Here is a 21686-nt window from a genome sequence, read left to right on the forward strand (position 1 = left end):
GATAAAACACATGAAAAAATATCGGATAAAGATTGAGGGAATGACTTGTACAGGGTGTGAAGAGCATGTAGCTGTCGCACTTGAAAATATAGGAGCTAAAAACATAAAAGCTAATTTTAGTCGTGGTGAAGCTGTATTTGAATTACCTGATAATAAAGAGATTGAAACTGCCAAAAGAGCTATCAATGAAGCAAAATATCAACCTGGTGAAATAGAAGATGTGTTATCAAAGGAAGATGTGGATTTAGGTAATGAAGGTGATTATGACCTGCTTATTATCGGTTCTGGTGGAGCGGCCTTTTCGGCCGCCATTAAAGCAATAGAATATGGGGCAAAAGTTGGGATGATTGAGCGTGGAACGGTTGGGGGAACATGCGTAAATATTGGTTGTGTTCCTTCAAAAACCCTTTTACGAGCTGGGGAAATCAATCATTTAGCAAAATCAAATCCATTTATTGGGTTACAAACATCTGCTGGAGAAGTAGAATTAGCACCGTTAGTAAAGCAAAAGAATGAATTGGTTAGTGAACTCCGCAATCAAAAATATGTTAATTTAATTGATAAATATGGATTTGATTTAATTGAGGGTGAAGCTAAATTTGTTGATGAAAGTATAGTTGAGGTAAATGGAAGAAAACTTTCAGCAAAACGCTTTTTAATCGCAACAGGTGCTTCTCCATCTTTACCACCGATTGCAGGACTTGAAGAAGTAGATTATTTAACAAGTACAACGCTACTTGAATTAAAAAAAGTTCCAAAACGCTTAACGGTAATTGGTTCAGGGTATATTGGAATGGAACTTGGGCAACTTTTTCATCATTTAGGTTCGGAAGTTACACTTATGCAAAGAAGTGAGCGTCTATTAAAAGAATATGACCCTGAGATTTCTGAAGCAGTGGAAAGAGCTTTAACAGAACAGGGTATAAACCTAATAAAAGGGGCAACTTTTGAGCGTGTGGAACAAGAAGGAGAAATAAAAAAGGTTTATGTAACGGTTGAAGGAAAACGAAAAATAATTGAATCAGAGCAACTCCTTGTTGCAACAGGTAGAAAACCAAATACAGATTCTCTAAATTTAAGTGTAGCAGGTGTTGAAGTGGGAAACCGCAAAGAAATAAAAATAAATGAATATGCTCAAACAAGTAATGAAAAGATTTATTCTGCTGGGGATGTAACACTTGGACCACAATTTGTGTATGTAGCGGCCTATGAAGGTGGAATTGTCGCTGATAATGCAATTGGTGGGTTAAATAAAAAATTAGATTTATCGGTTGTACCAGGTGTTACATTTACAAATCCTTCGATTGCAACCGTTGGTTTAACAGAAGAACAAGCAAAAGAAAAAGGATATGATGTCAAAACATCTGTATTACCTTTAGAAGCTGTTCCAAGAGCAATTGTGAATCGTGAAACCACAGGTGTATTCAAAATAGTGGCAGATGCGAAAACATTAAAGATATTAGGAGTCCATGTTGTATCTGAAAATGCTGGTGATGTAATTTATGCAGGAACATTAGCTGTGAAATTTGGTCTAACTGTTGAAGACTTAAAGGAAAGCCTTGCACCATACTTAACAATGGCAGAAGGGTTAAAGTTGGCTTCTCTTACGTTTGATAAAGACGTTTCAAAATTATCTTGTTGTGCAGGATAGAAGGTCTGTACATGTTCTTCTTAAACAAATGGTGCTTTACTTCAATAAGGAGTAAAGCATTTTTTATTCAATTAACCTTGAGTATTTAATTCCTTACTTTTTTATCATTTTGGATTTTAATTCCAATAATTTTTCTGTACATACCATTTAGCATAATTGGTGAATCCATTTGTATGGATAATTGCTTAGAAAATGGATTAGCCACTTGTTCAAATCTCAATCCAATATCTGTACCCAACAAGGAGATAAGCGGTCTTATTCCCCTTTTGAAAAGGGATAGTTCTTGGTTCTCAGGAACGAATTTATCAAATATCAATATTCTCCCTTTAGGTTTCGTTACTCTAATCATCTCTTCCATACACTTATGAGGATTTGGGACAACAGAAAGAAGTAAACTTGCTATTACAATGTCAAAAGATTCATCAGGAAATGTTAAATCCTGTGCATCCATTTGCAGGAATGTAATATCTGTATGATGAAACTTTTCTCTTGCTTTATCCAGCATGTCACTGGAAAAATCAATGGCTGTTATGTCGATATCATTATGAGGGACATACTCTAAATCTGCACCTGTACCACAACCTACGAAGAGTACCCTTTCCTCCTGAACCCATTCTATATCCTTAAATACCTCTCTTCTTGCTTTTAAAAAAATTCCTTTATTGAAAAATTGGTCATAAAATGGCGACCATACTTTATAGATAATTTGATTCCATGTGCTATTCATTTTAGAACTCCTCGTTTAAAAACTTTATTGTGTATCTGTATTCTTTGGAATATTAATAAAATCCTTTAATTTGTGGGATTTTCATAAAGATAAGAATAATTTTTCGTTTCATTCAAATATATATTTGAATAACAAAGGGGTTAGAGTTATAATATATTCAAATAAACATTTGAATGAGAAAGGAGAAGTGAATGTGAGTAAAAAAGATACATGTGAAATTTATTGCTACGATGAAGAGAAAGTAAATCGAGTTCAAGAGGAAATCGAGAAGGCAGATATCAGTAATATTTCCAAAGTATTTAAAGTAATAGGTGATGAAAATCGTACTAAGATTGCGTATGCTCTTTGTCAAGAAGATGAACTATGTGTTTGTGATGTTGCCAATATCTTAGGTACATCTGTAGCGACAGCCTCCCATCATCTTCGTACTCTTCATAAACTTTCTATATTAAGGCATCGAAAAGAAGGGAAATTGGCTTTTTATTCATTAGACGATGACCATATTAAACAGTTAATCCTTATTGCATTGGAACATAATCAGGAGGTGAAAGCACATGTCTGAACAACAACAAACGAAAACTTATAGAGTACAAGGTTTTACTTGTGCAAATTGTGCATCAATATTTGAAAACAACGTCAAAGCACTTGAAGGAGTTCAAGATGCGAAAGTAAATTTTGGTGCATCGAAAGTTGATGTTATTGGAAATGCAACTATTGAAGAGTTAGAAAAAGCAGGGGCATTTGAAAATTTAAAGATAAGAAATGAAAGAGAGCAAGTTGTTAAGCAAGAATCTTTTTGGAAACAAAAAGAAAATATAAAAGTATATATATCAGCAGTCTTACTATTGATAAGTTGGATGATGACCAAACAATATGGTGAGGAAAGTCTAATTCCGACTATAGGCTATGCACTTTCTATTTTGATTGGTGGCTATTCCCTATTTATCAAAGGACTTAAAAATTTAGTTCATTTAAAGTTTGATATGAATACCTTGATGACGGTAGCCATATTAGGAGCATCTGCTATTGGAGAATGGGGCGAAGGAGCAACTGTTGTTATCCTGTTTGCAGTTAGCGAAGCATTAGAAAGATACTCAATGGATAAAGCTCGTAATTCTATCCAATCCCTAATGGATATAGCACCAAAAGAAGCTCTTATTCGTAGAGGAAATAAAGAGATTACGGTTCAAGTTGATGACATTCAAATAGACGACATTATGATAGTAAAACCAGGTCAGAAACTTGCAATGGATGGGATTGTTGTAAAAGGAACATCTACTATCAATCAAGCGGCCATTACGGGTGAATCTGTACCAGTAGTAAAAAAAGTCAATGAAGAGGTATATGCTGGTACGTTGAATGAAGAAGGATTATTAGAGGTAAAAGTTACGAAACGTGTTGAGGATACCACTCTTTCCAAAATCATTCATATGGTGGAGGAAGCACAAGTGGAAAAAGCACCATCCCAGGCGTTTGTAGACAAATTTGCAAAGTATTATACACCAGGAATTATTATTATTGCCCTATTACTGGCAGTAGTTCCTCCCCTATTCTTAAACGGAGATTGGCAGGAGTGGATTTATAGAGGTTTGGCAGTTCTTGTTGTAGGTTGTCCTTGTGCGTTGGTCATTTCAACACCAGTATCCATTGTAACTGCCATAGGAAATGGAGCGAAAAATGGTGTTTTGATAAAAGGTGGAATTCACTTAGAAGAAACAGGGGCATTAAAAGTTATTGCATTTGATAAAACTGGAACACTTACAAAAGGTCTTCCTTCTGTTACAGATATTGTCGCTTTTAATGAAGAAGAACAAAAAATAATGACGATTACATCTGCAATTGAAAAGGGGTCACAGCATCCGTTAGCTTCAGCCATTATAAGAAAAGCTGAAGCCGATAATTTACCTTATAAAGATGTGAATATAGAGAACTTCCAGTCGATTACAGGAAAAGGTGTAAAAGCAGATATCGATGGAACGACTTATTATGTAGGTAGTCCAAATTTATTCGAGGAATTATATAGCATAGAAAAGAATATTAAACAACAGATAACTAATATGCAAGAGCAAGGAAAAACAGTGATGGTCTTAGGAACTTCTAAAGAGATTATGTCTCTTATTGCAGTGGCAGATGAAGTAAGGGAGAGTTCTAAAGAGGCAATTCGTAAACTTCATCAAATTGGCATTGAAAAGACGGTCATGCTTACAGGAGATAATGAAGGAACAGCTAAAGCAATCGGTAAAGAAGTTGGTGTCATGGAGATACAAGCTGAACTTTTACCAGAAGATAAGTTAGTCTATATTAAACAGCTTCGTAGTAAATATGATAAAGTAGCAATGGTCGGAGACGGAGTAAACGATGCACCTGCCCTTGCATCTGCAACAGTGGGTATAGCAATGGGCGGAGCTGGAACGGACACAGCATTAGAGACTGCGGATATTGCTTTGATGTCTGATGATTTAAGTAAACTTCCATATACAATCAAACTAAGTCGAAAAGCGTTGGCAATCATTAAGCAAAATATTACTTTTTCATTAGGCATTAAGTTACTTGCCTTGGTACTTATTGTTCCAGGCTGGTTGACATTGTGGTTAGCCATCTTTGCAGATATGGGAGCAACATTGATTGTTACCCTAAACAGTTTAAGATTATTGAAAGTAAAGGAATAATGGAAAAATGTTAGCACTCAATCCCTAATCCCTTTTTTCCTATCACCTGCTTCTATGTTATAGCAAAAAGAAGTTTTACCCAAGGCAAATAAACTGTTCCCTTGGTTAAATAAGTTGTTCCCTAAAACGAGTGAAAATTGGAGGATAGCCTCCAGTTTTCCTCGTTTTTTTGTGTCCAGAAGCGGAGAAAAAGCCAGTAAAAAGCATGAGAAAGGCATGAATAAAGGCAGGAGGAAACGTCTGATAAAGCCCGATAAATCAACGATTTCAAGATAAAAACCAGAGGAAAAGAGAGAAAAAGGGCAGGAGAAAAAGCAGGAAAAACCCTTAGCCCTGACCCATTTTTATCCCTGTTCCTACGGAACAACTTATTTTCCTAAAAAATCAGGATTCTGACAAAAAATAGGAGAAAAAAGGAGCGAACGGGGGAACAACTCATTTGCCTACAGAAAATGGGAAAATCGGAGAAAGGCAGGAATGACAAGGGTTTGAGAGAAGGGGGGAGGGAAGGTTTCTTTTTTACAACTACAGCTGAATTGCAGCGCAAGGGATTCCTATGTCTTCCTGCAGTGTAGAACACCGGAATCAAGTGTACACACCTAAAAAACATTGTCCTTACACAATAATGTATGTCCTTAAATAAAAAAGTTTGGTCAAGACTGGAGGAAAATCAGGTGAAAGCCTGGTCGCCCTTCGGTCTTTTTTGCATGAAAAAAGCGGGAGAAAAAGCGAGGATACGTACCGTTGGTACGTCAGCAAGATTGAATAAAATGTATGAATAAATGCCTGATATATACCGATAAATCAATGGTTTAAGGCAGGAAAGAGTATGAGAAAAATGGTGAAGAAAAGCAGGAGGAAATGCAGGAAAAAACAAAAAAGGCAGGGGGAAACGGGAGAAAAAGCGGGAGAAATACAAGATTTTTGGACAAAGTTTTTTATGTCTATGACCATGAAAATTCGGTACAAGTATGAGCAAAAGTGGGGGAATAGGCAGGACAAACTTTTTTCTTTCTAAAAGATGGAGAAAGGGCGTGAGCCTAAACAGGACAAGGGTTTGAGGGGGAGAAGGCAGGAGGAAGAGAAGGGACATTGTTTTTTATGTGTGAACATCAAGCGAATTAACGAATTTCCACGTGTAACCTGATCCCAGTACGGTTCCCCATAAAATATATGAAAGGAAAGTTAAATGTAGGTAATGTCGGAAGTAAAGGAATGATGGGGTACAGGCGATAAACAGTCCGACCCTAGGCTAAGTAAGGGTGACTCAATATATATCGGGTGGTTTAAGGAATTGGGATTTTATCTTCGGATTTAATCTCGATTCTTCTTTCTTTTTAGCCCATCAGGGCTAGTCACACAAGGCGCTTTGAGACAACCATGCGAGGAGAAATTGTAAGAAAAGGCGTGAGGTCAGGTGGTGCAAGGGATAGTAGAGGGTTAAGGTGGGGGTGAGTTAGGGACAAACTAAAGGACGGGTGGACAAACGTAAGGTGTCCTATAATCTTCTTGTAACTGAGTTTAAAAAAGAAGGAGAAGTAGGGGCAAGACGGCTATGTACGAGGCTGAAGGATTAGACTAAATAATCGGGAACGTACCTACGATAATAAGTGGTTTTTTTGTTTAACAAAAACAATCTCTTTTAATAGCGAAGTTATTAGTTCAACTGGCTCATTCTAATAATGCCAAGGGTTTGACTGGTTCAATGTTGGTCCAACTTTTATTTTGTTAGAAAACAAGGAAGGAACATATGTTTGTTTAATTAAATATATGAATATATTTTACTAAGAAATAGGGAGGATAAACAAATGATAAAGGGAAAAGGCAAAAAGAAAAGCCCGGATTATATAAAAGCCTATCATAATGATTATGTTATTACGATAGGTAGGCATCCCCGCTTTAATTGGGTCACTCACACGGATAAAGATTATATGTATTTCTTATATATCACCCGTACAGAGAAGGATTTTGTCGGTAAAAATACAGCGCATGTGGGGAATATCAATGTTTTATGTCACCAACAAACATTCTACGATTATCACCATTTAATGTTAGTCATTGAACCGATATTAAGTGAATATATCTTGGAGAGTGAGAAAATCTTTAAGATTTGTATGCTTGTGCAAGAATTAGAATACCAAAGTGAAGACCCGCTCCACCAAGAAGCAAGTGGAGAATAACAGTAGGGAATACCCTACTGTCTTTTTTTCTCAATAAATATTTATATTAGTTTTTGAGAAATAAAGGTTTGGCCTACTAGTGTCAAACCAAAATGAAGTTTGATGTATGGGAAAAGTCTGTTTTAAAAGAAAAAAGTCTACACAAAGCCCCTGAGTGTATCCAGAGTATGGATATATTCACAGGGCTTTTTTATATAAAATCGTGGTCGTACGAGGTTCTCTGCGTGGATCAGGGTTACCCTTACGGGGGAGGTGAGGTAATCCCTGCATAAGTACAGCACAAGGGAAGTTCCCATGTCACTCCGAAGGGAGCATTGGAACCAACCCAATCGAGGGGGAGCCCACGTCCAGTAACGTGTAACACGCTTCAGACAGAAGCACTCGCCAATAAAAAAATAAATAAATATATAAATAATTAGGCATAGGTCACGTTGTAAGTATGGGAATGGTGGTGGTACAGGCGAAACCGTAAGGTATAATAGTCCCTCCACTTTCAAGGGAAGTCCACGTCCAGCAACGTATAACAGGCTTCAACAGAAGCACTCGCCCATAAAGAAATAAATAAAAATAAATAATTAGGTATAGGTCACGTGGTGAGTATGGGAATGACGGTGGTATATGGGAAACCAAACCGTAAGGTACTATGTATGAGGCTGATTGATTAGACTATCGAGTAGGAAACGTATCTTCGATACCTCTTATATTGGCGAGGTGCAAATAACATTACTGAAACACCCACCAAACATATACCAGCACCTATCCAATCGTATAAATCAGGTGTTTGTTTATCAATACCCCATCCCCAGAATACAGAAAGAACAATAAATACTCCTCCATAGGCAGCATATACTCTGCCGAATGATGGAAATGTTTGAAATGTGGCAATAACACCATATAACGCCAAGGCTACTCCTCCGAGATCCCCCAATAAAATGGCTTACCTTCTCTTAACCATAGCCAAATAAGATAACCTCCACCAATCTCTGCAAATCCAGCAAATATAAATAATACAATTGCATAAATCATTTAATGCTCACCCTTGATAACTTAATTAACATGGTAATTATACTGTATCCCAAAAGTAGTAAAGAACTGCACTACCATAGAATCACCAGAAGGCAAGAATCGGTTGTGGTAAAGGTGTCACCGTAAGGTGCCATCATGAGGTTTAGGTCACTCCCTTTGTTTGGCGATCTCTCCTTTATGTTTCAGCAAACTTTATTATTATCTCTTTACTTTTTTTGGTTATTTTCGGCCGAAAACAGGCAAATCTTTGTGCAGACTTTATTCTCATGGAATAACTTGGATAATGGTTGTGAGGTTAGATGTGGCAAGGGGTGAATGTGTTTTCTAGTTTCTGCAAACTTTTTTCTAAATTAACATAGTTACAAAATCTTATTTGCAATAAATAACTTAGGAAAGAAAAGAATAAGAATAATGTTCGCTTAAAATCATAAAAAAGATTGCTCAAGATATTGCATGTACCAAACCGGCCCGTTAGAATCGAGTTACTTAATTTACTAGGAATATAGTATCCTAGAATATTCATGATTGTAGAGGAAGTAGATTATGTCTAAACGTAACCATTCTTGGAATGAGAATAAGTATAACCGTTTTGTTAATGAGGGGCGAGGACAGGGAGTAGGTAAAGAATATAAACCGTGGTTAACTATTCAGGATTTTCCTTCTATGGGGAGAGTATCACGAATACTAGGATGGAAGAGTGGAAGAATACATCACCTATTTTCTGATTTGCAGGCTCGCTATTTTTATATGTTGGAATGGGAAGATACAGTTACGGACATACGGGAGCACTTCCCCCTATTGGACCTTGAGGATACTGTACAACAAAAAAAGGACTTAGATTTTAAACTATTTACAGATAAAGAAAGTGGATATGCGTATACTTTAAGCACCAATTTTTTAATCACGATAAAGAAAGCAAATGGTGATAATTTGTATTTGGCAAGAAGTATAAAAATGGCTTCCGAACTTGAGAAGAAAAAGACTTTGGAAAGATTGGAGATTGAGCGCCGATATTGGACGGGAAAAGGTATTGACTGGGGAATCGTTACCCAAAAAGAAATTTCAACTGTTTTTACCAAAAATATTGAATGGGTACATTCATGTTTATATTCATATGTTGAAAGGGGTTTTACGCAAGATGAACTAATTTACTTAAGTAACTCTTTAATAGAAAGGTTAATAGATACCAAGCAGTCCATTAGAAAGGTTACTGCCGACTTTGACAAAGAATTCAACTATGATTCGGGAACAGGGTTGTTTGTGTTTAAGTTTTTAATTGCTTCAAAACAGATTGGGATAGATATGACAAAGCAAATTGACTTAAATCTTTCCAATTCGACAATTGAAGTAAAACCACGAATTACACATGAGGAGGCAAGGAGAAGATGTTTGTAGTAAATAATCTGATTTCCTATACTTCGTCAGAAAACGAGAAAGTAATAGAAAGGGTATTATGGCTTAATAAAGCACATAATTATGGGTATTTTTTCAATGTTTACTCTACCGCTTTGCCCTATGAAAAGAGTATTTCAGAAGTTGATGAAGGGTTTAACAATGGTAGTATTGTCCTTGTTGAAAAAGACCCTTTCAGTCGACTAATAAATGAAAACAATATTTCTGAAAAACATTTATCCTTACGTGACAATGCATGGGAAATCATAAAGGATATTGTGAAATTGGAACCATTTGTTTACCACTCAGAAGAAAGAAGAAAATTAATTCTAAAAAGGTGTGAAGCCCACAATATTCATGAAAGCACTGTTATTCGCTATCTAAAGAAGTATTGGCAGCGTGGTAAAACAAAAAATGCCCTTTTACCTGACTATTACTTGTGTGGAGGGAAGGGTAAGGAAAAGAAGGCTAGTGAGGTAAAAAGAGGAAGACCAAGAAAGCATGGACAGATAACAGGCGAAGGAATAAATATAGACGAAAATATCAAAAGAATTTTTAGGTCTGCTATAAACAAACATTATCTCTCCTCTGCCGAAAAATCCTTAGCACTGACCTATGAATTAATGTTAAAAGAGCATTTTAGTCTAGATAGTAAAGTGAAAGGAAATGTGGAAATACCCGTAATTAAAACTTATGGAGAATTACCAACACTAAATCAATTTAGATATTGGTTTGAAAAGCAAAGAGACATCAAGAAAGAAATCAGCCAAAGAAAAGGCCGAAAAAAGTATGAGCAAAACCATAGAGCAATTATTGGGGAGTCAACAACAGAAGCATTAGGGCCCGGAGCAATTTATCAGATTGACGCAACTGTTGGAGATTTGTATCTGTTATCAAGGTTTAATCGTGAATGGATAATTGGACGACCTGTAATTTATTCTGTTATGGATGTTTATAGCAGAATGATAGTTGGTCTATATATTGGCTTAGAGGGTCCATCGTGGGCCGGTGCAATGATGGCTTTAGCCAACGCTGCTTCTGATAAAGTTAATTTTTGTCGTGACTTCGGAATTGAGATTGAAAAACATGAATGGCCTGTTGAACATCTTCCTGAATCCATCTTGGCTGATCGAGGAGAATTAGAGGGAAGTAAAGTTGATCCCCTAATTAATAATTTCGGAATAAGAATTCTGAATACGCCTTCTTATAGAGCAGATTTAAAAGGAATAATTGAACAACATTTTCGGGTAACCAATTCAAGAACAAAGGCATTTCTGCCGGGTGCTGTTAAGCCAATTAAAGAACGTGGGGACCGGGATTACCGTTTGGAAGCACAATTGGATATTTACCAGTTTACTCAAGTTATTATCAAATGTGTATTATACCATAATAATCACCACTATCTTACAAACTATCAACGTGAAGAAATGATGGTGGAGGATGGAATAGAGTCCATTCCAATACGGCTTTGGGAATGGGGGATAAACAACAAATCTGGAAAGTTACGTCATGCTTCGGAAGATATTGTTAAACTCAATCTCATGCCTACGGGCAAGGCTACGGTAACTGCAAAGGGAATTGCGTTTAAAGGATTGCTTTATGGTTCAAAACAGTCCCTAAAGGACAGATGGTTTGAACAGGCACGGAACAGGGGCACTTGGAAAATTGATATAAGTTATGATCCAAGAAATATGGACTATATCTATATACGGGATGAAAATGGCTTGAGTTTTGATAAATGTTTTTTATTGGAACATCAACAGCGTTATAGAGGCAAGGTAGTTGAAGAAATTGATTACTTGTTAGAATACGAAAAAGTAAAAGAAAAGCAATATAAGGAGAAAACAATACAGGAAAAAGTTGATTTAAACACTGAAATTGAAGAAATTGTAAAGCAGGCTAAACAGGAAACATCTCAAGAACAAACGGATGTAATCAGTAAAAGGAGCAGGATTGGGAATATTCGTCAAAACCGTGCTGTTGAAAAAATGATTCAACGTGAAGAAGAGGCCTTTGAGTTAGATAGAAGTAATATAGAAAACTCTAAAGTTGTTCCTTTTAATCTATCTGAAAGTAAAGAATTTATGGGGGATACAGGGTTTGATTTGTTATTGAGAAAGCAGAAGGAGGCTTTAAATAAGATAGATGAATAGGGTTATTATTCCAAATGGTTGCAATGCTATTGAAGCAGATTATAGTGAACAGGTTATCGAAGAATATAGGAAGAATCCTTTTATTGAAGCACTTCCTTCTATTCTCTCTACAGAAGAAGCCATTGAAAAAATGGCTATATATGCCGAATACAATTCAAAAGAAAGAATGCTAGATAAACAATACCGTATTCATTTAGTACAGAGATTATTTCAATGCTTTCAGCCGTTATGGATACACTTGGATTTGGAAAGCAGAATTTCCAGAGTAATTCGTCAAGGATATTTGGCAAGAAACCCCTTCAGAGCCGGATATGCGCAGAGTTTACAGGAAGGACATCGAAATATCAACGGATTGAACAATGAATTAAGCAACAACAGTGTTTTTAGAACAACTGCAGCAGGATTTACGATAATCGGTGTTAGTGGTATGGGGAAAACAACGGCTATAAATAGAATTTTATCTTTATATCCTCAAGTTATTGTTCATAAAGATTATAACGAAATAAAATTCAGTATGTATCAACTTGTATGGCTTAAACTTGATTGTCCATTTGATTCTTCCTTGAGAGGACTTGCCTTAGAATTTTTCCGTAAGGTAGACGATTTACTGGGGACAGAATATCACAAAAAGTTTGGGCTAGGTAGAAAAACGATAAATGATATGTTGGTGATTATGTCTCAAATAGCAAGAAACACAGGATTGGGTGTTTTAATTATAGACGAGATTCAGCATTTAAGTAAGGCCAAAAGCGGTGGGGATCAAAAAATGCTGAACTTCTTTGTAACGCTAGTTAATACAATTGGAGTTCCAGTTATTTTAGTCGGAACGCCAGCAGGCTTATCTATTTTGCAAAGTGAATTTAGACAGGCCAGACGGGGCAGTGGCCAAGGAGATATGATTTGGGATAGGTTGAAAAACAACCAAAACTGGGATTTATTGATTAATGCACTTTGGGGATATCAATGGACAAAGAAGCAGATTCCTTTAACAGATGATTTTAAAAATATCCTGTATGAAGAAAGCCAAGGTATTATTGATATCGCAGTAAAACTCTACGTAATGGCTCAAATTGAGGCCATTATGACGCAAAGGGAAGAAATAACTCCAGAATCAATTAGTCAGGTGGCTAATAAGCATTTACAACTAGTTAAGCCAATGATTCAGGCTTTGAAATCAGGTAACATAAGTAAGATTGCCAAGTTCGAGGATATCAGTACAGTAGACGTAGACTTTTTAGGGTTTATGGAAAGGGAAAGGGCTACTGTTGATTTACAAATGAAAATGGAGGCCATGAAAAGAACGCAAAGGAAAAAAGAACAAGAAATGAGTATATCCATAAAAGAAAAAGCAATTTTGAAACTTTTAGAATTGGATTTTGAACCAAATGAGGTTCAAAAAGTTGTAGAGGCAATTGTTGAAAAAGAGGGGAATTTGGATATCAATGAACTTGTTGTGAAAGCCATTCAGGAAATGTCCACATCAAATAAACGAAAGAAAAAGCGAAAGGAAGAGGAATCTTCTGTAGAGAATGATATAAGACACTTGGTTATTGAAGGACGAAAAGAAAATAAGACAGCCTATGAAGTGCTTTGTAATGGTGGGTTTATTAAAAGTCATGAAAGCGATTTTGGTCAGACAGGATGATGTGAAATGATGACCTTCTTCCCTGTACCATATAAAGACGAACTTTTATACAGCGTTTTGGCTAGATACCATATTCGTAGTGGAAATGTCAGTAACAAAGCCACACAAAAGGATATATACGGTACGGACAGTATCACAGCAATAATGGATTTGCCTTCTCATATCAGCCGTATAATGGAAAACCTTCCTGTGGGGCATCATTATACACCCGAATATTTAATTACAAATCATACCCTATATCCATTCTATTCCGCCTTCCTGCCTTCTGAACATGCTACTAAGGTTAAAGAATCTATGATTGGGGATAAAGGGGGTAGTATATATAATAAAATTGGTTTGATGGCAAGTTCAATTAAGTTGTATCAGTACTTTAAATTTTGTCCTCAATGTGTTGAAGAAGATTTATATAATCTTGGGGAATTGTATTGGCATAGAATCCATCAAATACCGGGAGTTCTTGTTTGTCTAGAGCATAAGATGCCACTGTATGATAGTCAAGTTTCTATTAGAGGTTATAACAAACATGATTATAGATTAGCCACTATTGAAAATTGCAGAATAAATACCTCGGATTTACAGTATTCTGATAATATCATGGAAAAGGCAATCAATATTGCAGAAGATATTGAGTTCCTTTTAAATAATAAGATGAAAAACAAACGTTCGGATTGGTTTAGAGTGCAGTATTTAAGTAAATTAAAAGAACTTGGTTTTGCAAATGTAAACGGTAAAATAAAGCAAAAAGAATTATTAAATTCTTTCTTAGACTTTTATGAACATGGATTTCTGGAGAAACTGCAATCAGATATCGGTAATAATAATAATTGGTTGAGTGATATGCTTTGGAGAAAAAATAGAACAAGCCATCCTATAAGACACCTATTATTTATACGGTTTCTCGGAATTTCAATTTCAGACCTTTTCAACAAGAAAATCGAATATAAACCGTTTGGGGATAAACCGTGGCCTTGTTTAAATCCTGTTGCTGACCATTATCTTAGACCTGTTATTACTGATATAGAAATAGAGTATGGGGCTGAAAGTAAAGGTCCGATAGGGCTCTTTAGGTGTGATTGCGGTTATGTTTACCTCAGAACAGGCCCTGATCATGAAGAAAAGGACAGATACAAATTAACAAAGGTAAAGAACTTCGGGTCTGTGTGGGAAACTAAATTAGAAGAATTGACTAATAAAAGATTTAGTTTAAGAGATACAGCCCGGCAATTGCAGGTAGACCCAGCCACAGTCAAAAAATATGCTAAGAAGTTAGGTTTAAAGACATACTGGACAAAAAGGGGTCAGGAAGAAAAAAAACGTACGAATACCATTGAGCAATGCTCTGTTATTAATAATAAAGAAAAAAACAGACGAGATTGGTTAAATTTGAGAAAACAGTACCCAATTAAGAGTAAAACGGAATTACGTCAAGTTAACAATAGAGTTTTTACATGGTTGTACCGAAATGACAGGGACTGGCTTAATCAGAACTCCCCTAGGTTAAAATCAACAATACATGATAGTCACAGGGTTAACTGGGGGGATAGGGACGAGGGAATTTTGGAAATTGTAAAAGTAGCAATTACTGAAATGTTGTCTATTGACGGAAAACCTAAACGGATTACGGTAAGTTCAATAGGGAGTATGCTAGGCATTAGACCGTTATTAGAAAAACATCTTGATAAACTGCCAAAGACAAAAGAATACATGGTGGAGCATACTGAAGGTATTAGAGACTTTCAAGTTAGACGGTTACAATGGGCAGTTCAAGAGTTACGGGAAGAGGGACAGGATTTGTCTTTATGGAGAATTTATCGAAAGGCTGGAATCAGGGAAAACTTCCAGAAGGAACTTCAGGAAGAAGCAATAAAATTAGTTGCTAAAGAGAATGACCTGTACCCATGTGTGGATAAATAATCAATAATTTCTACCTTAAAATGGTTAGGTTTAAAAAAACCTAGCCTTTTTTATTTTATCCACAAGTTATCAACAGGGTGGAAAAACATACTGAAGACAACAGAAGTTTGGTATAATAAAAAACTGTCTGGAAAGACAGTTTTTAGAGAATAAACAATTATCAATGAAGCCTGTTATTACCTATACTATCGTCAACCATATCATTAACCTTTTCTATGGCCTGTTCTACCATTTCATCAGCAATCATTACAACGTCCGTATCATACTTTTCTTTTTGTGATACATCGAATTGAAGTTTCTCAGCATAAGGTGCTGGTCTATTCATCATAAAAGCAGAAGTCACCTCACAGTATTTATCGCGGGCTTCTTCAGCAATTAACTTACCTGTTACAATATCATTCATCATATTAAGGGCAAGGATATTAGCCGCTTCCATATCACATCGAGATGAAATTTCACCTCTTGTTCTTTCGACAATGACACTACCATCAAATTTAGCAAGTTCACTAAACATTTCAGGTGGGACAGAGTAGTTAATATAGTTCTCAATAACATCGGTATGAGGCTGTGGGAAATCATGTGGAATTTCATCACGATAAACAATGGTACGTTTCCAAGGTCCATTGTTCTACCAAATTAACCTGCTTTGAGTTGCTTCGTTTGGAGGACCGTACTGTTTAATTGTAAGATTAGCCGCCTTTTTAGACATAGCGTTCCAATCATTTATAATATTTTCAACAGCATCCCTAGCAACCACAGTATCAGTCGTTTTCTCAGCATCTCCAAAAATTTGCACCTTGAAATCACTCGTCATTGCAGTTGTAGCAGTTTTCAATTTTTCTTCTTGTTCCAAATGTATCACCCTTGTCAAAATTTATTTTTTTAGTCTTTGATACATTTTCACAATATATACCTTATGTTTTTGTTTTTAACGATGCTTTAATTGAATAAGACAAGTAGATTAAAAACGCATGGATTATAATAAAACCTATGGGTTCAAAACAAGGAGTAAAATCCTTGTTTTTTAATGTCATAAAAAAGATTATCACCCGCTTCAACGCTGCTTTATAAGTGATTGTTATGTATAATAGTATACAGATAATTCCAAATAGTGTTTAGGAAGGAGCCCTAGTATGTTGCACGTTATTACAAAGTGCTTATATCGATTGTCCTTTTTCATTATGGGGTTGTTCTATTCTATATTGTTCACGATCTTCTTTTACCCACTATCGGTAAAATACTTAGAGTTTTCTATCATGGATTATTTTTTATTTTCAATGTTTTTATTAGCACTTGGTGGAGCATTTTTTGATAGAGCATTTACATACTTCTATTTAGACATAGGAAATGATTACGAAGCAATCAATAAAGTACATTATGTGGCTATGTTTGTTGGTAAGGTGATTGCATATATAGTTGCAGGAATGGCAATTTACTTTTTCAAAAAAGATTTTTACCTTTCGCTATATATACCAGTATTTCTTTTAACTGGTGGGTGGATTTGGTTTAGCATCTTGAAGGGCTATATTAAGGTAAAAAGGGAAAAAGAGGGGAATTTGGAGGTGAAATTTAAAACAAAAGTCGGTTACTAGATTACCTTTTTTGGGAATTGCCGTACCTAATGTTCAAAAATTTGAAGGAGAGATACGGAACTATATTATTAAAAATAAAGGTATGGGAAGATATATGTGGAATTTAATCAGTGATCCTTTACTTGAAGGGCATACATATTATTTGTGTTTTTTCTATGAAACCTCTCCTTTGCTGTAAATTTTGGGGTATTCCTTTCTTTTTGAAGAATAAAGACGAAAAAAGCGTGAAAACTACATCTAGTAATACACGCTTTTTTGTTTTAGTATTGTAAGACAATTACACATAGTCGATATGAATTAATATGATTAAAATAATTTACATACAAGTACTTAATTATTATTCTTTAGATTATTTTTCTAGTGCTTTATTCAATAACTCACCGATATTCCACCATTCATTATTAGGGAATAACTCTAAAATGAGTTTAATTCTTATATCATGATAGGACTTCACATTATCTGCTCCCACACTAATGGAAACTTCCTTGTCTGCATTTAGCCAATTAAGATTGAGTTCATAAATATTTGGATGGCTTTCAGGTTTGTTTCCTCTTAAATATATTGGTGATCTTGTTACCCTAATTATATTGTCTTGCTCAAGTAATTTAATATGGTTAATGGCAGTTTTAACAGAACATTTCGCAGCCAATGCAATTTGTTCATAAGTCATAAAAAACTCATTGTTTAAATCTGCAAATCGTTTTAAGTGAATAAACAAAGTAAAAATCGTTTTATGGAATTTTTTAGGATACTGATATAATGTTAGCATTTCACTTCTGGATATAACTATCTTTGTTACTCCTTTGGTAAGCACAACGTTTTTTTTATAAACTAAATTAACAATTCTAGTTATTTCTTTATAACATTCTTCAAGTGGGGTTTTATAAAATGCTCTATTCTGACCCTTCATCCAAATTCTTAATTTTTGTTCACAATCATGTTTGTTTTCCCTTAATGTATTAAAATACACCGCTAATTTACAAGTAACTTCATTTCTAGTACTTGGTTTTCTCAGGCCATTTTCATACAAATCTGCTAGTGATTTTAGTGTTTCCTCCGATAAATCAAAATTCGCATTAGCATTACCCTCAATTTTTTTAGTATCACTTTTGCTAATTGGTGACTCCTCTTCATCTTCTTGTAAATCCGATATTAAATCATTTACGATATCAACGCATATGGGTTCAATATTTAAGAAGTAATCTAACGATTGGATAGTAGTAAAATTATTTTGCACGTCTACATACCAGCAGATATTAATCCTTTTATCCTTATTTTTGTAATTAATGCTGAGAGGAAGTTTCAACCCTTGAGTAGGTGTTGGTCGAAGTTCAATTTTCCCATTTATTTTTCCATCTAATAAGTTATATGCTGTTGAAACTGCTGCATTAAAAAGTACTTTCATTGAGTTGTAAGGGATTTCCTCTGAAAAATAAATGTCAACGTGATATCCCTTTGTACCGCTCCAACTAGTGAAAATTTTGTCTGAAGGTATTCCGAGTGTGTTTAAAGATTCATAGAGAGCCAATACTACTTTTTTAGCCTCTGGTATAACTGGAACATCCACATCGAAAGTGACAAATTTTGTATGTGTTTTCCTGCAAAAAATGCCGTAAGTGCTTTGTTGCAGTATATGGGATTTCAAAAATCCATCATTAAGTCTTACATGTTTGTCGTTATTATATATATTGAATGTATGGTAACTACCATCTTCGTTAAGTTTGATATATTTGTATCTAACCGTAATAAACAACTGCTTCATCTTTTCAATAACTTGATCTATATCGTTCATAAAAACACTTCCTTCCTAAAATCAATATCACAATGTAAATATTTTTAATATAGATGAAATAAATTGCACACAAGTACTTAATTATTATTCTTTACTATTCTTTTAATAGGTTTTTTATAAGAATATCATGTGTAATAATGTTTTTCATATTTTCACAAAAATCCGCCACAATTATCTCTTAACATACTGACCTCGTATTTTTCTTTTTATGTTATAACAATTGTAAGCCATTCAAATTGGCAAAAATGAAAGGAGAGGATGAGAAATGAATCAAATCAAAGATGAAATGGATAATTTATTTAATGTAGGTGTAGGTAATCAAATGGAGTTCGTAGGCTTTTATAAGGGGGAAGACGGTAATTACATAATCGACCGGACAGATGGTCATTCATATACAGACGATTATTTAGCAGAAAGCAAGATTGAGGCAATTAATCTTCTATTTGAAAAAGTTGAAGAAATGATTGATGATGCACAATCTAGATTAAAAAATTACTACTCTGAAATCGAAGCAGAATACCCTGAAGGGATAAATAACGAAGAGATAATAGAAAGATTGGAAAAAGTCTCCTTAACCGCTCTTTATAAAATTCAAAGAACTGACTTAAAGTCCTTTTTTAACGAAGATGAATTACAACTAGCAGAATTAAAGCATAATAAGTTAGTAGAAAGATATGGACTAAAAGAAGTGAAGGATATAAGTTTTAATTACTATATAAAATTCTTCTGAAGTTAACAAGTGGAGGTGAATTGAAATGGAACTTTTATCAAATACGGACATAGAAGCAGTAAGGGGGATGTATCGGCAGGCACAAAATAAAAGTGCATATCTCAACAGTGATGGTACATACAATCTATATTTGAATTTCGGTTGTGGGTGTGACGAATATAAAGTTACTGAGGAGCAACTAAACTACATTCGGGAGTAAACGGTACAAAGTATTAATAGTATAATTTGAAATATTTCACTATTAAAAATGAGAAGGTGCTGGCAAAGGGTTCCAAACGCGCTATAATACGACCAAATAAGTTTTGTCAGATAATATGTCTTATGCGACAGAACCTATGGTTTCGGCTATATTTTTTCGTCGCATAACATATATAATCATTACTCAATTTTTGTCGTATAACATAGCGTAGGAGGGTCCTCTTAATGGAAATCAATTCGGTAACTTTTTCCCAAGCGATTGAAGGATTTAAAAACTATTTAATTGAAAAAAACAGAAGCAGTAATACCATTAAAAGTTATGTACAGGATTTACACTTCTTGGAGAGTTGGTTGTCTGATATACACTCTAATCCGATCATGGTTCATGCCATAACGAAAACTGACATAAAAGATTTCGAGCGTGAGATTAAATTGGATTCTTCTTTATCTCCAGCAACTATTAACCGAAGACTAGTAGCAATTAAGAAGTGGGCTGATTTTTTAGTTGAATCCAAATTCTCACCAGTAAACTTAAGTGATGAGATTACAATTAAAAAGGTCCAAAAACAGAATACCATTCGTTGGTTAACGAGACAAGAGGTGGGGCGATTATTACATGCAATAGAATTGACAAAACACAGTAACTTTCAAAAGGGATTATTACATGAAACACTAGTCATCCTTCTTGTAAATCTTGGTCTAAGGATTGATGAGGCATGTTCCTTAACTAAGTCCTCCGTTTCTTTTCGCAACGGTATAATAAATGTGATCGGTAAAGGTGATAAACACAGAGTAGTTCCTTTAACAGAAAAAACAAAAGCACATATTCAAATGTGGCTAGAAAAAAGAGAAAAGGATTCAGATTACATTTTGATCAGTAGTAAAAGTAATCGATTAAGTGCTAGAGCAGCGCAGCATATTCTGAAAAAGTATAGCAATCAACTAGGGAAAGAAATTACGCCCCATTCACTAAGACACACATATTGTAAGCAACTTGCAAATAGTGGTGTAGGTCTTCAAAGTATTGCGGAATTGGCCGGGCATTCCTCAATGGATACCACACGTATTTATGTTACACCGTCAATAAAAGAACTTCAGACTGCTTTAAAGAAAACAGAATTTTAATCAACCGATAACTCATTTGACCAAAAAGGGAGAAACGTCCCTATTTTTTTATGTTTAGCATTCCAAAAAATAGAACCTTATAGTAGATTTAAACGTATATCATATAAGAAAAAGAACCTGAAGATATCAATTGTTGAAGAGGAGGAAGTTTAAGTAACATGAATGGTATTGTGAGCCTATTTAATTTTCTAAACAATAATACTGGTGCTTTATCAGTGTTAATTAATTTAACGCTGGTTATAGTCACTATTATATATGTAGTTTTAACAGGAAGTCTCTCTAAGACTTCAAATAAGACAATTGAACATACAATAAATGAGGTTAATGAAAAGAAGAAAAGAGAAGAAACGATAAAAAAGAATTTGATTTATCTAATTAATAGTGAAATTTATATGAACTCATTTATTTATGTTTTTTCTCAGTACTATCTTCTAAATGGTAAACAGATTAATCTAAAGGAGAAACTAAGACATTATATTACTAGTGGAGGAGTTACGATTGACAAGTCTTCCAAAGGTCATGTTGTTGTTCATACTAAACTGGATACTTGGAAAGAGATCAATTCTGAATGTGCTCAATATTTTTCTAATACTCTTATGCAAGAACTAACAGGTTACTACACAGGAGTGGAACACTCTAAAATATATTCAGTCAATGGGATGTCCACTGAGAACTTTATAGAAGTCTGTAAAAATCAACTTGTTTCTACTTTAAGATGTTTAGATTTGTTAAAAGAGGAAGAGCCGAACTTAAGAACTAGTATACAATATGATATTGATGGAAAACTCCTAACAATAGATAAAGAAAAGGGAACTATTGTTGAAGTTGAAAAACATATAGTACAAGCAGTATCTAGATAAATTTATATAAGGATTAATTAAGACTATTGATA

At 34.8% G+C, this 21686-nt stretch carries 16 protein-coding genes and 1 pseudogene; 12 read left to right on the plus strand and 5 right to left on the minus strand.

All coding sequences use genetic code 11. From position 1 onward, the window contains the following. The first annotated feature begins 10 nt into the window (after window positions 1–10). Window positions 11–1651, plus strand: coding sequence for a mercury(II) reductase (gene merA / locus HHU08_RS01350; protein WP_062686370.1), 1641 nt, complete (start codon window positions 11–13; stop codon window positions 1649–1651). A gap of 85 nt (window positions 1652–1736) precedes the next feature. On the opposite strand, the gene HHU08_RS01355 is transcribed toward merA, so the two are convergent. Continuing rightward, window positions 1737–2378, minus strand: coding sequence for a class I SAM-dependent methyltransferase (locus HHU08_RS01355; protein WP_044394568.1), 642 nt, complete (start codon window positions 2376–2378; stop codon window positions 1737–1739). Window positions 2379–2571: 193 nt separating this feature from the next. Between HHU08_RS01355 and HHU08_RS01360 the strand changes: the two genes are divergently transcribed. The 3 genes from HHU08_RS01360 (at window position 2572) to HHU08_RS01370 (ending at window position 7227) form a co-directional block, all read left to right on the plus strand. Further along, complete coding sequence (locus HHU08_RS01360; RefSeq protein ID WP_044394569.1) at window positions 2572–2940, plus strand: ArsR/SmtB family transcription factor; 369 nt, start codon at window positions 2572–2574, stop codon at window positions 2938–2940. Beyond that, the gene (locus HHU08_RS01365) at window positions 2933–5047 is read left to right on the plus strand and encodes a heavy metal translocating P-type ATPase (protein ID WP_169187618.1); all 2115 of its coding nucleotides are present in this window, start codon (window positions 2933–2935) and stop codon (window positions 5045–5047) included. The genes HHU08_RS01360 and HHU08_RS01365 overlap by 8 nt, the downstream gene beginning before the upstream one ends. Window positions 5048–6855: 1808 nt before the next feature. Then, on the plus strand, window positions 6856–7227 hold the full coding sequence (locus HHU08_RS01370) for a hypothetical protein (RefSeq protein WP_169187619.1): 372 nt from the start codon (window positions 6856–6858) through the stop codon (window positions 7225–7227). Between the two features lie 661 nt (window positions 7228–7888). Here HHU08_RS01370 and HHU08_RS01375 read toward each other — a convergent pair. Beyond that, a pseudogene (locus tag HHU08_RS01375) lies at window positions 7889–8253 on the minus strand (YnfA family protein). A 543-nt stretch (window positions 8254–8796) separates the two neighbouring features. Here HHU08_RS01375 and HHU08_RS01380 point away from each other — a divergent pair. The 4 genes from HHU08_RS01380 to HHU08_RS01395 are packed head-to-tail and all read left to right on the plus strand — an operon-like array spanning window position 8797 to window position 15357. After that, window positions 8797–9648 (plus strand): TnsA endonuclease C-terminal domain-containing protein, encoded by an 852-nt coding sequence (locus HHU08_RS01380; protein WP_169187620.1) that lies wholly within the window; start codon window positions 8797–8799, stop codon window positions 9646–9648. Then, the gene (locus HHU08_RS01385; protein WP_169187621.1) at window positions 9639–11798 is read left to right on the plus strand and encodes a Mu transposase C-terminal domain-containing protein; all 2160 of its coding nucleotides are present in this window, start codon (window positions 9639–9641) and stop codon (window positions 11796–11798) included. The genes HHU08_RS01380 and HHU08_RS01385 overlap by 10 nt, the downstream gene beginning before the upstream one ends. Further along, complete coding sequence (locus HHU08_RS01390; RefSeq protein ID WP_169187622.1) at window positions 11791–13443, plus strand: ATP-binding protein; 1653 nt, start codon at window positions 11791–11793, stop codon at window positions 13441–13443. The genes HHU08_RS01385 and HHU08_RS01390 overlap by 8 nt, the downstream gene beginning before the upstream one ends. Window positions 13444–13449: 6 nt before the next feature. Then, window positions 13450–15357, plus strand: a complete 1908-nt coding sequence (locus HHU08_RS01395) for a TnsD family Tn7-like transposition protein (protein ID WP_169187623.1) — start codon at window positions 13450–13452, stop codon at window positions 15355–15357. Window positions 15358–15517: 160 nt separating this feature from the next. Here the strand turns inward: HHU08_RS01395 and HHU08_RS01400 are convergent, their stop codons facing one another. Next, window positions 15518–15871 carry a hypothetical protein gene (locus HHU08_RS01400; protein ID WP_169187624.1) on the minus strand — a complete coding sequence of 118 codons (354 nt, stop codon included), beginning with the start codon at window positions 15869–15871 and terminating at the stop codon, window positions 15518–15520. 114 nt (window positions 15872–15985) lie between these two features. Continuing rightward, complete coding sequence (locus tag HHU08_RS01405; RefSeq protein ID WP_169187625.1) at window positions 15986–16210, minus strand: hypothetical protein; 225 nt, start codon at window positions 16208–16210, stop codon at window positions 15986–15988. A 280-nt stretch (window positions 16211–16490) separates the two neighbouring features. On the opposite strand from HHU08_RS01405, the gene HHU08_RS01410 reads away from it, so the two are divergent. Continuing rightward, window positions 16491–16949 (plus strand): hypothetical protein, encoded by a 459-nt coding sequence (locus tag HHU08_RS01410; protein WP_169187626.1) that lies wholly within the window; start codon window positions 16491–16493, stop codon window positions 16947–16949. A gap of 349 nt (window positions 16950–17298) precedes the next feature. On the opposite strand, the gene HHU08_RS01415 is transcribed toward HHU08_RS01410, so the two are convergent. Then, window positions 17299–18741 (minus strand): TOTE conflict system archaeo-eukaryotic primase domain-containing protein, encoded by a 1443-nt coding sequence (locus HHU08_RS01415; RefSeq protein WP_169187627.1) that lies wholly within the window; start codon window positions 18739–18741, stop codon window positions 17299–17301. A 265-nt stretch (window positions 18742–19006) separates the two neighbouring features. Between HHU08_RS01415 and HHU08_RS01420 the strand changes: the two genes are divergently transcribed. The 3 genes from HHU08_RS01420 (at window position 19007) to HHU08_RS01430 (ending at window position 21654) form a co-directional block, all read left to right on the plus strand. After that, the gene (locus HHU08_RS01420) at window positions 19007–19471 is read left to right on the plus strand and encodes a hypothetical protein (protein ID WP_169187628.1); all 465 of its coding nucleotides are present in this window, start codon (window positions 19007–19009) and stop codon (window positions 19469–19471) included. Window positions 19472–19894: 423 nt separating this feature from the next. Next, window positions 19895–20794 carry a tyrosine-type recombinase/integrase gene (locus tag HHU08_RS01425; RefSeq protein WP_169187629.1) on the plus strand — a complete coding sequence of 300 codons (900 nt, stop codon included), beginning with the start codon at window positions 19895–19897 and terminating at the stop codon, window positions 20792–20794. Window positions 20795–20952: 158 nt separating this feature from the next. After that, on the plus strand, window positions 20953–21654 hold the full coding sequence (locus tag HHU08_RS01430; protein WP_169187630.1) for a hypothetical protein: 702 nt from the start codon (window positions 20953–20955) through the stop codon (window positions 21652–21654). The last annotated feature ends 32 nt before the right edge of the window (window positions 21655–21686 follow it).

Source organism: Niallia alba (genome assembly GCF_012933555.1).
Taxonomy (GTDB): domain Bacteria; phylum Bacillota; class Bacilli; order Bacillales; family Cytobacillaceae; genus Niallia; species Niallia alba.